Here is a 14,900-nt window from a genome sequence, read left to right on the forward strand (position 1 = left end):
GCACTCGACAGGATTCGAACCTGTGACCGCTCGGTTCGTAGCCGAGTACTCTATCCAGCTGAGCTACGAGTGCATTTTGTGTTTTTAGACCAGACCACAACTGGTTGAAGCCAAGTTAACTACATAACTGTAACTAACTCTTAAATGGTGCACTCGACAGGATTCGAACCTGTGACCGCTCGGTTCGTAGCCGAGTACTCTATCCAGCTGAGCTACGAGTGCATTTGTTGCCGCGCATTATAGGCCGTTAAATCTTTTTGTAAAGCACTTTTTCTAGTAATTTCAACAACTTACAGAAGAAGCCAGATTACAACGTACTAAGCAAATAATGGCGGAGAACGGGGGATTCGAACCCCCGACACCCTTTTGAGGTGTACTCCCTTAGCAGGGGAGCGCCTTCGGCCACTCGGCCAGCTCTCCGCAACACGGGGCGTATATTAACCAGCTTTCTCCCCGTTTGCAAACAAAAAAAACGATAAAAATTAATGGCTTGGTTCTTCGTCCTTCTCTTTCTTAATCCGCAGGTAAATTTCCTCACGGTGAACCGCCACTTCTTTGGGGGCGTTGACACCAATACGCACTTGATTACCTTTGACGCCGAGCACGGTCACAGTGATCTCGCCATCACCAATGATCAGGCTTTCTGCGCACCGACGAGTCAGAATCAGCATACCTTTCTCCTCACGCATTACATTTTCAGGGACTACAGTCTGCAAAAAAAAGGGTGTTGGCCTACAACCGGGTCGGCTGCAGTCCTACACGCCTAAGTATTGACTAGCACGGGCAAAAGAACAGTTTTCTCCCGTGCCGATCAAAAACACAAAGGGCGCGGTCAGACCGCGCCCTTTCAAACACGCATCACTCGCCCTGTCGGGCCGGAGCGTCGAGCTCGAAAGCGGTGTGCAGCGCACGTACCGCCAACTCCAGGTACTTCTCCTCGATCACCACCGAAACCTTGATTTCAGAAGTGGAGATCATCTGGATGTTGATGCTCTCTTTAGCCAGGGCCTCGAACATGCGGCTGGCAACGCCCGCGTGGGAGCGCATGCCAACACCAACGATCGATACCTTGGCAATGTCTGTGTCGCCTACCACTTCGCGGGCACCGATTTCACGTGCGGTGTTTTCCAGCACGGTCTGGGCCGCCAGGTAGTCATTGCGGTGCACGGTGAAGGTGAAGTCGGTGGTGTTATCGTGCGAAACGTTCTGCACGATCATGTCGACTTCAATGTTCGCCGCGCTGATCGGGCCAAGGATCTTGAAGGCCACGCCAGGATTGTCTGGCACGCCACGGATAGTCAGCTTGGCTTCATCGCGGTTGAAAGCGATGCCGGAAATGATCGGCTGTTCCATGGATTCCTCTTCATCAATAGTAATGAGGGTGCCCGGACCCTCCTGAAAGCTGTGCAGAACGCGCAGCGGAACGTTGTACTTGCCAGCAAACTCGACCGCACGGATCTGCAGCACCTTGGAACCGAGACTGGCCATTTCCAGCATCTCTTCGAAGGTGATCTTGTCCAGGCGCTGAGCCTTGGGCACAACCCGCGGATCGGTGGTGTAGACGCCGTCGACATCGGTATAGATCTGGCACTCATCGGCCTTCAGAGCTGCCGCCAGCGCCACACCGGTGGTGTCGGAACCACCACGACCCAGGGTGGTGATGTTGCCGTGCTCGTCAACGCCCTGGAAACCAGCAACCACTACAACACGACCGGCTTTCAGATCGCCACGAATCTTCTGATCATCAATCTGCAGGATTCGCGCTTTATTGTGAGCGCTGTCGGTGAGGATTCGCACCTGGTTACCGGTATAGGACACCGCCGGAACACCGCGCTTGATCAACGCCATGGCCAGCAACGCGATAGTCACTTGCTCGCCGGTGGAGACGATCACATCCAGCTCACGGGGAACCGGTTTGGCTTCGCCACTGATCTGCTTGGCCAGATCGATCAGGCGGTTGGTTTCGCCACTCATCGCCGACAGCACGATCACCAGGTCATCGCCGGCTTCGCGGAACTTCTTCACCTTGTCGGCGACCTGCTCGATCCGCTCGACAGAGCCGACCGAAGTGCCTCCAAATTTCTGTACGATCAAAGCCATTTTCTAAGCCGCCTCAGCCCGTAAAGGGGCGCCCGTTAAACAATCAAACTGCACAGCGCAAGGACCCGCCACTAGACGACGGGCCCGGCTCGGCGCCTTAAATACCCTGCTCGACAAATGGCACGGTCAGGGCCAGCGCGGCATCCAGTGCAGCGGCATCAACACCGCCGCCCTGCGCCATGTCTGGACGACCACCGCCCTTCCCGCCCACTGCCGCAGCGGCTTGCTTCATCAAATCACCGGCTTTGAGTTGGCCAGTCAGGTCCTTGGTTACACCGGCAACCAGTACGACCTTTTCCTCATGGACACTGCCGAGCAGGATCACTGCGCGGCCGAGTTTGTTTTTCAACTGATCCACCAGCGCCAGCAGCGCCTTGCCGTCCTGGCCGTCAAGACGCGCAGCCAGCACTTTCACGCCCTTGACGTCTGCCGCCTGAGCGGACAGATCATCGCCCGCGGCGCTTGCAGCCTTGGCCTGCAACTGCTCGAGTTGCTTCTCCAGCAAGCGGTTGCGTTCCAGCACTGCCGACAGCTTGTCGATCAGGTTGTCGCGGCTGCCCTTGACCAGGGTCGCCGCTTCCTTGAGTTGTTCTTCCGCCGCATTCAGGTACGCCAGGGCCGCAGCACCAGTCACTGCCTCGATACGACGCACGCCGGAAGCCACACCGCCTTCGCTGGTGATTTTCAGCAAGCCGATATCGCCGGTACGGTTGGCGTGGATACCGCCACACAGTTCTACCGAGAAGTCGCCGCCCATGCTCAGTACGCGCACGCTGTCGCCGTACTTCTCGCCGAACAGCGCCATGGCGCCCTTCTTCTTGGCGGTATCGATATCAGTTTCTTCGGTTTCCACCGGGGTGTTCTTGCGAATCTCGGCGTTGACGATGTCCTCCAGCGCCTTGATCTGCTCGGGCTTGATCGCCTCGAAGTGGCTGAAGTCGAAACGCAGGCGCTGGCTGTCCACCAGCGAGCCCTTCTGCTGTACGTGTTCGCCCAATACCTGGCGCAGCGCAGCGTGCAGCAAGTGGGTGGCCGAGTGGTTCAGCGAGGTCGCGTGGCGCACTTGCGCGTCGACCTGGGTTTCAACCGGCGCACCAACAGTCAGGCTACCCTTGGCCAGCACGCCATGGTGCAGGAAGGCGCCGCCGGTCTTGGTGGTGTCGCGCACGTCGAAACGCGCGTTGCCAGCCTGAAGATAACCGCAGTCACCGATCTGGCCGCCGGATTCGGCATAGAACGGGGTCTGGTCAAGAACCACCACACCCTCTTCGCCTTCGCTCAGCACGTCGACCGATTGCCCTTCCTTATAAAGAGCAACCACTTTCGCCGAACCGCTGGTGGCGTGGTAACCGGTGAACTCGGTGGCCACGTCGACCTTGACCAGGCTGTTGTAGTCCATGCCGAAAGAACTGGCGGAGCGGGCACGCACACGCTGGGCTTCCATTTCGCGCTCGAAGCCTTCCTCGTCGAGAGTCAGGTTGCGCTCGCGGGCGATATCGCCAGTCAGGTCCATCGGGAAACCGTAGGTGTCGTACAGCTTGAACACCACGTCGCCCGGCACCACCGAGCCCTTGAGCTCGGCCAGGTCCTGCTCGAGGATCTTCAAGCCCTGCTCCAGGGTCTTGGCGAACTGCTCTTCTTCGGCTTTGAGCACACGCTCGATGTGCGCCTGCTGGGACTTCAGCTCCGGGAAGGCTTCGCCCATCTCGGCAACCAGGGCGGCAACGATCTGATAGAAGAAGCTGCCCTTGGCGCCCAGTTTGTTGCCGTGACGGCAAGCGCGGCGAATGATCCGGCGCAGCACATAGCCACGGCCTTCGTTGGACGGCAGTACGCCGTCGGCAATCAGGAAGCCGCAGGAACGAATATGGTCCGCCACCACTTTTAGCGAAGCCTGGGCATCGTTGGTGCAGCCGATGGCCTTGGCTGCCGCATCCAGCAAGCTCTGGAACAGGTCGATCTCATAGTTCGAGTGCACGTGCTGCAGCACCGCGCTGATCCGCTCCAGGCCCATGCCGGTGTCCACCGACGGCGCGGGCAGCGGGTGCAACACGCCATCGGCGGTGCGGTTGAACTGCATGAACACGTTGTTCCAGATTTCGATGTAACGGTCGCCGTCCTCTTCCGGCGAGCCGGGCGGGCCGCCCCAGATATCGGCGCCGTGATCGTAGAAAATCTCGGTGCAAGGGCCGCACGGGCCGGTATCGCCCATGGTCCAGAAGTTGTCGGACGCGTAAGGCGCACCCTTGTTGTCGCCGATACGCACCATGCGCTCGGCGGGTACGCCGACTTCCTTGGTCCAGATGTCGTAGGCCTCGTCGTCGGTGGCATACACCGTGACCCAGAGCTTTTCCTTGGGCAGGTTGAGCCACTTGTCGGAGGTCAGGAAGGTCCAGGCGAAGGTGATCGCATCACGCTTGAAGTAGTCACCGAAGCTGAAGTTGCCCAGCATTTCGAAGAAGGTGTGGTGACGAGCGGTGTAACCGACGTTTTCCAGGTCGTTGTGCTTGCCGCCGGCGCGGACGCACTTCTGGCTGCTGACAGCGCGGGTATAGGCGCGCTTTTCCTGCCCCAGGAAGCAATCCTTGAACTGGTTCATCCCCGCGTTGGTGAACAGCAGGGTGGGGTCGTTGCCTGGGATCAAGGAGCTGGAGGCTACACGGGTGTGGCCTTGCTCTTCGAAGAAGCGGAGGAAGGCTTCACGGATTTCTGCGCTTTTCATTAGGTTCTTCCACGGAGACTGCGGCCAAAGGCCTGTGCGCAACGTCAACAGACGAAACGACGGCAAAGGGCCGCATTATATCGGCGTTAATCACTAGGTACAGCGTGTTTGTACGATACAAACAGTCAATTGGACGGAGAACACTGTCAGTTACGGGAAAACTCGGCAAAAGTGCTCAGCACGTGCTCGATTTGCCCGGCGCTGACGTCCAGATGAGTGACCAGACGCAACCGTGATGCGGCGCTGAGCTTGATCCCGCGCTCGGCGGCGAACGCCTTGAGCGCCTCGGCCCGATCCCCCATCTCTACATACACCATGTTGGTCTGCACCGGCTCGACACTGTAGCCCACCCGCCGCAAGCCATCGGCCAGCAATTGTGCATGGGCGTGGTCGTCGGCCAGACGCTGTACCTGATGGTCCAGGGCATACAGCCCCGCTGCCGCCAAACCGCCTGCCTGGCGCATGCCGCCACCGACCATCTTGCGCAGGCGCCGGGCCTTGGCGATCAGTTCCACCGAGCCACACAGCACCGAGCCCACCGGCGCACCTAGACCTTTGGACAGGCACACCGACACCGAATCGAAATGCTCGGCAATCACCCGTGCATCCACCCCCAGCTTGACCGCTGCGTTGTACAGCCGCGCGCCATCCAGATGCAGGGCCAGCCCGTGTTCCCGGGTAAAGGCCCGCGCCTGGGCCAGGTAGGCCAAGGGCAGCACCTTGCCCTGCATGGTGTTTTCCAGGGCCAGCAGGCGGGTGCGGGCAAAATGAAAGTCATCGGGCTTGATGGCCGCAGCCACCTGGACAAGGTCCAGCGAACCGTCAGCCTGCAATTCCAGTGGCTGGGGCTGGATAGAGCCGAGTACCGCCGCGCCCCCGCCTTCATATTTATAGGTATGGGCCTGTTGCCCGACGATGTACTCGTCGCCCCGCTCACAGTGAGCCATCAAGGCCAGCAGGTTGCTCATGGTGCCCGAGGGCACGAACAGCGCCGCAGCAAAACCCAGGCGCCGCGCCAATTCACCTTCCAACCGATTGACTGTCGGATCTTCGCCGTACACATCATCCCCGGTGGGCGCACTGGCCATGGCATCGAGCATGCCAGGGGTCGGCTGGGTCACGGTGTCACTACGAAGATCGATCACGCTCATCACATCTGGCCTCGGCTGTGGGACCTGCAAGGTCCGCTCTTGAACAGGGGGAACTCCCTTTCGAAACGAAACTGCGGCCATGGCCGGCAATAATCAAGCAACAACTGTAGAAAAGCCTGAGTCTGGCGTTGAAAAATCCGATGAGAATTATCCAAAAGGTGCGATGCGTCTCGCGAGGATCTGTGTTAAAAACTCACCGCCCGCGAAAAATTGCGGGCAAACGTTCTCAGGGCGGGGTGCAATTCCCCACCGGCGGTAATTGCGTGCAATGCGCATAGCCCGCGAGCGCTTGGCGAGACTGGTGGCTTGGCCACAGGTGACGACAAGGTCAGCAGACCCGGTGTGATTCCGGGGCCGACGGTCATAGTCCGGATGAAGAGAGAACGGGATTGGCGCCAAAGGGCCGTTGCCGGGCAGTTCGTGGGAAATCCACGACCGTTCTGCGCGCACCCTTAAATCCCATTCGATTCATATATGCCCTGTTTTTCACACAAACAGGAGTCAGAACAGATGCAACCCACTGCAATCGATAGCAAAAGCAAACACCACCCCAACGAGCGCGTCGCCTTTATCCAGGCCTGCTGGCACAAGGAAATCGTCGATCAGAGCCGTCAGGGCTTCGTCACTGAAATGCTCGCCCAGGGCTATCAGGAATCCGATATCGACTTCTTCGAAGTCGGCGGCGCCTTCGAAATCCCGCTGCACGCCAAACTGCTGGCCAAATCCGGTCGTTATACCGGGATCGTTGCTGCCGGCCTGGTGGTGGACGGTGGCATCTACCGTCACGAGTTCGTCGCCCAGTCGGTCATCAGCGGCCTGATGCAGGTGCAACTGGAAACCGAAGTACCGGTCTTCTCGGTGGTGCTGACCCCGCATCATTTCCATGCGGGTGAAGAGCATCAGAAGTTCTTCTTCGAGCACTTCGTGCACAAAGGCCAGGAAGCGGCGAGAACCTGTGCCGACACCCTGCAGAAGGTCCGCGCCCTGCGCCGTAACGAGCAGCGTGCGGTAGCGGTTTAAGCGGTAGCGGTATCGCCGGCAAGCCGGCTCCTGCGGGGGCCCGGCTTGCCGGCGAACCTCAGGCCAGGCCGTCGGCCGTGGCCGGCACAATCAGAATCCCTGCGCGCAAGCCGTTCTTCACCTTGGGATTGGGAAAAATGATCCGTGCCCCCGTCTCCTCGATGACCCAGCGGGTCTGGGCGATATCCTCGGCCAGCAGGTAACCCACTTCCAGTTCGGAAAAGTTCTCGATGTCTGCCGGCAGATGCAGGTGGAAGCTGTCGCTGTGCTTGATGACTTCCCGAGCCACGCTGAACAACTGCAACCCGTCGAGGCTGTCCTGCTCCGCAGGTGGTTCGCTACCGTCGATGATCTGCTTGAGCCGGGTTTCCAGGCGTTCGACATTGACCCCCTGGTTCTGCCCGAATGGCCGTGCCTTGCCCAACTCCAGGGTGAAGGACTCGGCCCCCAGCTGATCGTAGGTGTAGGCACTGAAGACGATGGAGGGCTTGTTCTGCAACAGCACCGCTTCCATACCGGCAGCCCGCAGGCGGGCCAGCTCACGGCGTGAATGCTGACGCCCGTCCTTCCATGGGTACAGGGCAAACTGCTCGATCTTCGAGCCGCGGATTGCCGTGTGCAGGTCGTAGTGCAGGCGCTGGCGATCGGGCTGGCTGAAGAAGCTCGCCGCCAGTCGCTCCAGTTCACAAGCGCGCAGGGCTTCGAAACCACTGCTCGATTCATGCCGGCCATTGAACAGCCGGTTGACGTCCTGTTCGACAAAACGCTCGCCGCGGCGCATGGCCTCGGGGTTGCCGAACAGGAACAGGATACGTGCGCGGGGCTTCAGATCGCCCCGGGCGATGTCATGCAACAAGCGGTCGAGCAGCTCGATGGGAGCCGTCTCGTTGCCATGGATTCCCGCTGACAGCAGCAGGTCCAGGCCGTTATCGCGAGCCTCGGGCGGCCGCACTTCCAGAGCCCCCTCGCTCAGCCAGCGCATGCGCACGCCGTCGACAGTCAGTTGAGTCTTCTCCGCCGGTTCACGGCCGGCGAGGGTCAGTTCAAGCAGTTTGCCGAGGGCGAGCATAGAGCGGACTTCCTTAGTGAGCGTGGCCGCAGTCAGGGCCGTGCACGTGATCATCGTCACCGGCGTCGGCCGGCTCCATTTCCAGTTGCAGGCTGACCAGGTTGGTCGCCAGTGGGCGCAGCAGCAGGCTGGCGTATTCCGCATCGCCTTCTTCCACATCCACGCCGATCAGCAGCTGGCCGCGGCCGTCCTGCTGGATCCACACTTCCTTGCCCTGCCACAGCACGGCGAAACGGGTGCAGGACGTTTCCAGCTGAGTGCCGTCGGTGTCTTCAAGGATCAGCTGCAGGGTATCGCTCATGGGTCAGTTCTCATCTGGGGTAAAGCTGCGCGCCCGGGATCGCCGGGCGCTGGCTTTCAATTGATCTGGAAGGGATAAACCGCGCCCAGTTTAAGGATTTGCGTCAGTTCATCCAGTGCCGTCCGGCACTCAAGCAGCAGTTGCGGGTCCGCCAGGTCGCTTTCGCTCAGGCGGTCGCGATAGTGCTTGCCGACCCATTGGGTCAGGGTGTCGTACAACGGCGCGGTCATGATAACCCCAGGATTGACCGCCGCCAGCTCGGTTTCCTTGAGCGCTACGCGCAAGCGCAGGCACGCCGGGCCACCGCCGTTCTGCATGCTCTGCTTGAGGTCGAAGACCTTCACTTCACGAATCAGCCCGCCAGAGCTGGTGAGGCTTTGCAGGTACTGCCAGACTCGCTCGTTGCCGCGGCATTCCTCGGGCACGATCAGCAGCATCGAGCCGTCGGCGCGTGACAGCAACTGGCTGTTGAACAGGTAGGAGCGCACGGCATCTTCCACCGTCACCTGCGAACGCGGCACGCAGATCGACTGGAAGTTGCCGCCGCGCTTGCCCAGCTTGCCCTGCAACTCGGCGAGCATCTTATCGGTCTCGAGGAAGGCGTCCTCGTGATAGAACAACACCTCGCCATTGCCCACCGCGATCACGTCGTTGTGGAACACGCCCTGGTCGATCACCGAAGGGTTCTGCTGGGCATAGACCACCCCTTCCTCGCTCAGGCCATGCAACCTGGCGACGGCCTGGGAAGCTTCCAGGGTCTGGCGCGCCGGGTACTTCTGCGGTGCCGGGTAGCGAGTATCGAAAGCACTGCGACCGAAGACGAAGAACTCCACGCCGGCCTGCCCATAGTCACGGCAGAAGCGCGTGTGGTTGGCGGCGCCTTCGTCGCCGAACTGCGCTACCGCCGGCAGGGCCGCGTGATGGGCGAAGTGCTTCTGGTCGGCGAACATGGCCCCCAGCACGCGGCTGGTGGTGGGGTGCTCGATGCTGCGGTGGTATTTGCAGTTGAGGTTGGCGGCAGTGAAGTGCACACGGCCATCGGCGGTGTCGGCACTGGGGCTGACCGTGGCGGCGTTGGCCACCCACATGCTCGATGCCGAGCAACTGGCGACCAGCAATGGCATCGCCTGCTTGGCGGCCTGCTGGATGACTTGGGCGTCTGTTCCGGCAAAACCCAGGTTGCGCAGGGCGGCCACATCCGGGCGCTCTTGCGGGGCGAGCACGCCTTGCTGAAAGCCCATTTCCATCAGCGCTTTCATTTTCGCCAGGCCTTGCAGCGCCGCTTCCCTGGGATTGGAGCCCTGCTGGCTGTTGCTCTGGGAGGCAACGTTGCCGTAGGACAGGCCGCCGTAGTTATGGGTCGGCCCCACTAGCCCGTCAAAATTGACTTCATAGGATTTCATCAGCGAGGCTCCACGAATCTGTTTGTTATAGGCAATCGATATCTACACATGGCGAACGCGGTGCGCTCGTTCGCCGGCTCCTACACAGATCTGCAGGAGCCGGCTTGCCGGCGAAAAGGCCACGCCAATCAGGACAGGCGCACACCCGGCGTCAACGCGCTCGGCAGCACCAGGCTCGGGGTTTCCAGGGAAGCCACCGGGTACGCGCAGTAGTCCGCCGCGTAATAGGCACTGGCCCGATGGTTGCCCGAGGCCCCCACGCCACCGAATGGCGCGCTGCTGGCGGCGCCGGTCAACTGCTTGTTCCAGTTGACGATACCTGCTCGACTTTCCAGCCAGAACTGCTGGTAGCGCTCGGCGGAGTCCGACAACAGACCGGCCGCCAGGCCGTACTGAGTGTTGTTGGCCTCGGCGATCGCGTCATCGAAATCAGCGTAGCGGATCACTTGCAGCAACGGCCCGAACAGCTCCTCATCAGGGCGCTCGGCCACGGCGCTAACGTCCAGGATGCCCGGGGTCAGCAAGGCGGCCTGGGCCTGGGGCTGGGTCATTTCCAGCAAGGCTACGGCGCCGTTGGCCAACAGCTGCTGCTGCGCATCCATCAGTGCGCGGGCGGCGCCCAGGGAGATCACCGAGCCCATGAACGGCGCAGGCTGCTGGTCAAACGCGCCGACCTCGATGGTTGCGCTGACCGCCACCAGGCGCGCCAGCAACGTGTCACCCCAGGCGCCTTGCGGCACCAGCAAGCGCCGCGCGCAGGTGCAACGCTGGCCAGCCGAGATAAAGGCCGACTGGATGATGGTGTACACCGCAGCGTCCAGGTCGGCGACCTGCTCCACCACCAGGGGGTTGTTGCCGCCCATTTCCAGGGCCAGGATCTTGTCCGGGCGCCCGGCGAACTGCTGGTGCAGGTGATTGCCGGTACGGCTGGAACCGGTGAAGAACAACCCATCGATACCCGGATTGGCCGCCAGGGCGATGCCGGTTTCCCGAGCGCCTTGCAGCAGGTTCAGCACACCGGCCGGCAGGCCGGCTTCGATCCAGCACTGCACCGTCAGCTCGGCGACTTTCGGCGTCAGCTCGCTGGGTTTGAACAGCACGCTGTTACCGGCCAGCAAAGCGGGAACGATGTGCCCGTTAGGCAGGTGGCCAGGGAAGTTGTAGGGGCCGAACACCGCCACCACACCGTGGGGCTTGTGCCGCAGCACGGCGGTGGCGTCGCCCAGCGGGCCGCTCTTCTCGCCGGTACGTTCGCGGTAGCTCTGCACCGAGATGGCGATCTTGTTGACCATGCTGGTGACTTCGGTGGCAGCTTCCCACAGCGGCTTGCCGGTTTCCTCGCCAATGCAGCGGGCCAGTTCGTCGGCACGGCTCTTCAGGCTGGCGGCAAAGGCTTCGAGCACGCTGATGCGCTCTTCCAGGGAACGCTTGGCCCAGGCCGGAAACGCCTGGCGGGCAGCCTGCACGGCGCTCTCCACTTGTGCGGCAGTGGCACCGTTACCCGACCAGATGACCGCCTGGGTCACCGGATTGACCGAGGTGAAGGCCTCGCCCTGACCGGCCAGCCATTGGCCGGCAATGTACAGCGTGCTCATTATTTCGACTCCCGAGAAGCAGACAGCGGAACCGCGCGGACCTGGTCGCCGGCGTTGAGTTGCAGGCGCTTGGCGGTCAGGGGATCGACCACCAGGGTGCCGGCGGCAAAGCGCGCCGGTGCCGCGGTGATGCGGCAGTCCTCGCGCTTGCGGTTGTGGATCAGGAACGGCGTGGCGTCGTCGCCCGGGGTGCCGATGGCCAGCACCAGCGCCTGGCTGTCACGCACTGCGCGGATCTTGCTGGTCTCGCACTCCACCGCCGGGCCGGCGTCGAAGATGTCGACATAGCCCTGGTAGCTGAAGCCTTCGCTCTTGAGCATGGCCAGCGCCGGCTCGGTGTCGGTGTGGACCTTGGCGATGACGTTGCGCGCATCTTCGGACAGGAAACAGGTATAGAGCGGGAACTTGGGCATCAGCTCGGCGATGAAAGCCTTGTTGCCGACACCGGTCAGGTAGTCGGCCTGACTGAACTCCATCTTGAAGAAGTGCCGGCCCAGGCTTTCCCAGAACGGCGAGCGGCCATTCTCGTCGGACATGCCCCTCATCTCGGCAATGATCTTGTTGCCGAACAGCTGCGGGAACTCGGCGATGAACAGCATCCGCGCCTTGGCCAGCATGCGGCCGTTGAGGCCGGTGCGGTAATCGGCATGCAGGAACAGCGAGCACAGCTCGGAGTTGCCGGTCAGGTCATTGGCCAGGAACAGCGTGGGGATCTCGCGGTAGATGTTCAGCTCCTGGGAGGCGCTGACCGTCAGGCCGACCCGGAAGTTGTACCAGGGCTCGCGCAGGCCGACGGCGCCGGCGATGGCGGAAATGCCCACCACCCGGCCGTTGTCGTCTTCCAGCACGAACAGGTAGTCCGCATCGCCGCGCTCGGCTTCACCGCGAAAGGTCTTTTCCGCCCAGCCGACCCGGTGGGTCAGGCGCTCTTCGTTGGCCGGCAAAGTGGTGAGGCCAGTGCCGGTGCTGCGGGCCAGGTCGATCAGCGCGGGTAAATCGCTGCTGCGTACGGGACGAACGATCATGCTATCTCCTCAGACGCAGGCCGCTGGCGGCCTGCGCGAAACTCGCTGCTTCTAGGCTTGCTTTCCAGGTAGTGAAAGCAGGCGTTAAACCGCCACCAGGCGCACGCTGGCGCCTTCGCCGACGCCCAGGGCTTCGGCGGCTTGCAGGTCCAGGGTCACCGGTTTGCCCGGGGCGTAATCCAGCTCCAGCAACACCGCCCGGTAATCCTGCAACTGGCCGTTGGAGACCAGGTACTGACGGCCGCCGCCCTTGGTTGCTTCACCGATCTTCACCGGCACCACGCGGCTCTGGGCAATCGAGCGGATACCCGAGACCCGCGCATGCAAGGTCGGGCCACCGTCGAAGATGTCGATGTAGTGATCGGTTTCAAAACCTTCGCGCATCAGGATGTCGAAGGTGATCTGTGCCCGCGGGTGCACCTGGCCCATGGCTTCCTGGGCCGCATCCGGCAGCAGCGGCACGTAGATCGGGTAATGGGGCATCAGCTCGGCGAGGAAGGTCCGGCTTTTCAGGCCGCACAGGCGCTCGGCCTCGGCGTAGTTGAGGTCGAAGAAGTTGCGCCCGATGGCATCCCAGAACGGCGAGTCGCCATGCTCATCGCTGTAGCCGACGATCTCGGTCACCACCGAATCGGCGAAGCGCTCCGGGTGGCTGGCGACGAACAACAGGCGGCCGCGGGAGTTGAGCTCCGACCAGGCCGAGCCCACCAGCTCCGGGACCACGTAGAAACTGGTCAGCAGGCTGTTGCCGGTGAGGTCGTGGCACTGGGACAGGACGTGGATCTTGTTGTGGATCTTCAGCTCGCGGGAAGCGTGGACGAAGGTTTCGTTGCGAAAGCTGTAGAACGGCTCGGAGTAGCCGGCCGAGGCGACAATCGCCGAGCAGCCCACCAGCTTGCCGCTGTCGGTGTCTTCCAGGACGAAAAAGTAGCTCTCTTCACCGTTGAAGCTCACTTCAGCGGCGAACGAAGCCTCGCTTGCGGCGATCTTGTCGCTCAGGCGATCCACATCATCCGGCAAGGAGGTGACACCAATCGGGCTGTCTGCAGCCAGACGCTGTACCTCGCCCAGATCAGCCATTTGCGCGGGGCGCATCACCAGCATGGTGTCACTCCTTACTCTAAAACAGGTCGGAAACCGTCCGACTCAGGGAAAAAAATGCCGGGATAGCCCGGCACAGGAATTAGGCTCGACGCCGGCCGCAAAGGCCGGCGCCGAGAAGCACCGCCGCCCTGAATCAGGCTTGAGTCAATTTCGCCACGGCGCGCTCGAAGCGGTCCAGGCCCTGGTCGATATCGGCATCCTCGACCACTAGGCTCGGCGCGAAGCGCACCACGTCAGGGCCGGCTTGCAGGATCATCAGGCCTTCTTTCTCGGCCGCGTTGAACACGTCCTTGGCCTTGCCCTTCCAGGCATCGCTGAGCACGCAGCCGAGCAACAGGCCCAGGCCGCGGACTTCAGTGAACAGGCCGTACTTCTCACCGATCTGCAACAGACGGGTCTTGAAGCGGTCGTGCTTGGCTTTCACACCATTGAGCACCTGTGGGGTGTTGATCACGTCGATCACCGCCTCGGCCACCGCACATGCCAGCGGATTGCCGCCGTAGGTGGTGCCGTGGGTGCCGACTACCAGGTGCTTGGCCAGCGCTTCGGTGGTCAGCATCGCCGCGATCGGGAAACCGCCACCCAGGCTCTTGGCGCTGGTGAGGATGTCCGGGGTCACGCCGTAATGCTGATAGGCGAACAGCTCGCCGCTGCGGCCCATGCCGGTCTGCACTTCGTCGAACACCAGCAGCGCGTTGTGCTGGTCGCACAGCTCGCGGGCGCCTTGCAGGTAGGCCAGCTCGGCCGGCAGCACGCCGCCCTCGCCCTGGATCGGCTCCAGCACCACGGCGCAGGTCTTGTCGGAAACCGCGGCTTTCAGGGCGGCCAGATCGTTGTACGGCACATGGGTGATGCCGGTGATCTTCGGACCGAAGCCATCGGAGTACTTGGACTGGCCACCCACGTTCACGGTGAACAGGGTACGGCCGTGGAAGCTGTTCAGGGCCGCGATGATTTCGTACTTCTCGGCGCCGAAACGATCGTGAGCCACGCGACGGGCCAGCTTGAAGGCGGCCTCGTTGGCTTCTGCGCCGGAGTTGCAGAAGAACACGCGCTCGGCGAAGGTGGCGTCGATCAGCTTGTGGGCCAGGCGCAGGGCCGGCTCGTTGGTGAAGACGTTGGACACATGCCACAGCTTGCCCGCTTGCTCGGTCAGTGCGCCTACCAGGGCCGGATGGGCGTGGCCCAGTACGTTGACCGCGATGCCGCCGGCGAAGTCGATCAGTTCCCGACCCGACTGATCCCATACTCGGGACCCCGCGCCACGCACAGGAATGAAGGCCGCAGGTGCGTAGTTGGGAACCATCACCTGGTCGAAATCGGCGCGTTGCACCGGAGCTTGCTCAACGGACATCGGAGTCTCCTGAAGAGGAACACCCGCCTGAAACTGGCGAGCGATGGAGGGATTGT

Annotated in this window: 12 protein-coding genes, 3 tRNA genes and 1 riboswitch; of the genes, 1 reads left to right on the top strand and 14 read right to left on the bottom strand. The window is 61.9% G+C overall.

Annotated elements, in window-relative coordinates; genetic code table 11:
- The 7 genes from AC1RMG_RS14110 to ltaE all read right to left on the bottom strand — a co-directional run bounded on the left by AC1RMG_RS14110 (position 1) and on the right by ltaE (position 5,973).
- Positions 1–73: transfer RNA gene (locus tag AC1RMG_RS14110), tRNA-Arg, on the bottom strand.
- A gap of 72 nt (positions 74–145) precedes the next feature.
- A tRNA-Arg gene (locus AC1RMG_RS14115) sits at positions 146–222 on the bottom strand.
- A 107-nt stretch (positions 223–329) separates the two neighbouring features.
- Positions 330–420: transfer RNA gene (locus AC1RMG_RS14120), tRNA-Ser, on the bottom strand.
- A gap of 62 nt (positions 421–482) precedes the next feature.
- Positions 483–671 (bottom strand): carbon storage regulator CsrA, encoded by a 189-nt coding sequence (gene csrA / locus AC1RMG_RS14125; RefSeq protein ID WP_002554426.1) that lies wholly within the window; start codon positions 669–671, stop codon positions 483–485.
- Positions 672–858: 187 nt separating this feature from the next.
- Entirely contained in the window at positions 859–2,100 is a 1,242-nt protein-coding gene (locus tag AC1RMG_RS14130) for an aspartate kinase (protein ID WP_011062761.1), read from the bottom strand.
- 97 nt (positions 2,101–2,197) lie between these two features.
- Positions 2,198–4,822 carry an alanine--tRNA ligase gene (alaS, locus tag AC1RMG_RS14135; protein WP_019093136.1) on the bottom strand — a complete coding sequence of 875 codons (2,625 nt, stop codon included), beginning with the start codon at positions 4,820–4,822 and terminating at the stop codon, positions 2,198–2,200.
- A 146-nt stretch (positions 4,823–4,968) separates the two neighbouring features.
- Positions 4,969–5,973, bottom strand: a complete 1,005-nt coding sequence (gene ltaE, locus AC1RMG_RS14140; protein ID WP_011062763.1) for a low-specificity L-threonine aldolase — start codon at positions 5,971–5,973, stop codon at positions 4,969–4,971.
- Between the two features lie 218 nt (positions 5,974–6,191).
- Positions 6,192–6,362, top strand: a riboswitch (FMN riboswitch).
- 121 nt (positions 6,363–6,483) lie between these two features.
- Between ltaE and AC1RMG_RS14145 the strand changes: the two genes are divergently transcribed.
- Positions 6,484–6,993: a 6,7-dimethyl-8-ribityllumazine synthase gene (locus tag AC1RMG_RS14145; protein WP_011062764.1), complete on the top strand. Its 510-nt coding sequence runs from the start codon at positions 6,484–6,486 to the stop codon at positions 6,991–6,993.
- 58 nt (positions 6,994–7,051) lie between these two features.
- On the opposite strand, the gene astE is transcribed toward AC1RMG_RS14145, so the two are convergent.
- The 7 genes from astE to AC1RMG_RS14180 form a co-directional block, all read right to left on the bottom strand.
- Complete coding sequence (gene astE / locus AC1RMG_RS14150; RefSeq protein ID WP_011062765.1) at positions 7,052–8,062, bottom strand: succinylglutamate desuccinylase; 1,011 nt, start codon at positions 8,060–8,062, stop codon at positions 7,052–7,054.
- Between the two features lie 13 nt (positions 8,063–8,075).
- Positions 8,076–8,363, bottom strand: coding sequence for a hypothetical protein (locus AC1RMG_RS14155; RefSeq protein ID WP_011062766.1), 288 nt, complete (start codon positions 8,361–8,363; stop codon positions 8,076–8,078).
- Between the two features lie 56 nt (positions 8,364–8,419).
- Complete coding sequence (gene astB / locus AC1RMG_RS14160; RefSeq protein ID WP_011062767.1) at positions 8,420–9,766, bottom strand: N-succinylarginine dihydrolase; 1,347 nt, start codon at positions 9,764–9,766, stop codon at positions 8,420–8,422.
- Positions 9,767–9,894: 128 nt separating this feature from the next.
- A complete protein-coding gene (gene astD / locus AC1RMG_RS14165; protein ID WP_172621772.1) occupies positions 9,895–11,364 on the bottom strand; it encodes a succinylglutamate-semialdehyde dehydrogenase in 1,470 nt (489 codons plus the stop codon).
- Entirely contained in the window at positions 11,361–12,386 is a 1,026-nt protein-coding gene (gene astA / locus AC1RMG_RS14170; protein ID WP_015636679.1) for an arginine N-succinyltransferase, read from the bottom strand. The genes astD and astA overlap by 4 nt, the downstream gene beginning before the upstream one ends.
- 84 nt (positions 12,387–12,470) lie before the next feature.
- The gene (gene aruF / locus AC1RMG_RS14175) at positions 12,471–13,490 is read right to left on the bottom strand and encodes an arginine/ornithine succinyltransferase subunit alpha (RefSeq protein WP_047337576.1); all 1,020 of its coding nucleotides are present in this window, start codon (positions 13,488–13,490) and stop codon (positions 12,471–12,473) included.
- A gap of 133 nt (positions 13,491–13,623) precedes the next feature.
- Positions 13,624–14,844: an aspartate aminotransferase family protein gene (locus AC1RMG_RS14180; protein ID WP_410036600.1), complete on the bottom strand. Its 1,221-nt coding sequence runs from the start codon at positions 14,842–14,844 to the stop codon at positions 13,624–13,626.
- Positions 14,845–14,900: the final 56 nt, after the last annotated feature.

Source organism: Pseudomonas sp. GW822-FHT04H02, assembly GCF_058800645.1.

Excerpts from the sequence above, each read along its gene's own strand:
- csrA (WP_002554426.1), bottom strand. The coding sequence starts at position 671 with ATGCTGATTCTGACTCGTCGGTGCGCAGAAAGCCTGATCATTGGTGAT.
- AC1RMG_RS14130 (WP_011062761.1), bottom strand. The coding sequence starts at position 2,100 with ATGGCTTTGATCGTACAGAAATTTGGAGGCACTTCGGTCGGCTCTGTC.
- alaS (WP_019093136.1), bottom strand. The coding sequence starts at position 4,822 with ATGAAAAGCGCAGAAATCCGTGAAGCCTTCCTCCGCTTCTTCGAAGAG.
- ltaE (WP_011062763.1), bottom strand. The coding sequence starts at position 5,973 with ATGAGCGTGATCGATCTTCGTAGTGACACCGTGACCCAGCCGACCCCT.
- AC1RMG_RS14145 (WP_011062764.1), top strand. The coding sequence starts at position 6,484 with ATGCAACCCACTGCAATCGATAGCAAAAGCAAACACCACCCCAACGAG.
- astE (WP_011062765.1), bottom strand. The coding sequence starts at position 8,062 with ATGCTCGCCCTCGGCAAACTGCTTGAACTGACCCTCGCCGGCCGTGAA.
- AC1RMG_RS14155 (WP_011062766.1), bottom strand. The coding sequence starts at position 8,363 with ATGAGCGATACCCTGCAGCTGATCCTTGAAGACACCGACGGCACTCAG.
- astB (WP_011062767.1), bottom strand. The coding sequence starts at position 9,766 with ATGAAATCCTATGAAGTCAATTTTGACGGGCTAGTGGGGCCGACCCAT.
- astA (WP_015636679.1), bottom strand. The coding sequence starts at position 12,386 with ATGATCGTTCGTCCCGTACGCAGCAGCGATTTACCCGCGCTGATCGAC.
- aruF (WP_047337576.1), bottom strand. The coding sequence starts at position 13,490 with ATGCTGGTGATGCGCCCCGCGCAAATGGCTGATCTGGGCGAGGTACAG.
- AC1RMG_RS14180 (WP_410036600.1), bottom strand. The coding sequence starts at position 14,844 with ATGTCCGTTGAGCAAGCTCCGGTGCAACGCGCCGATTTCGACCAGGTG.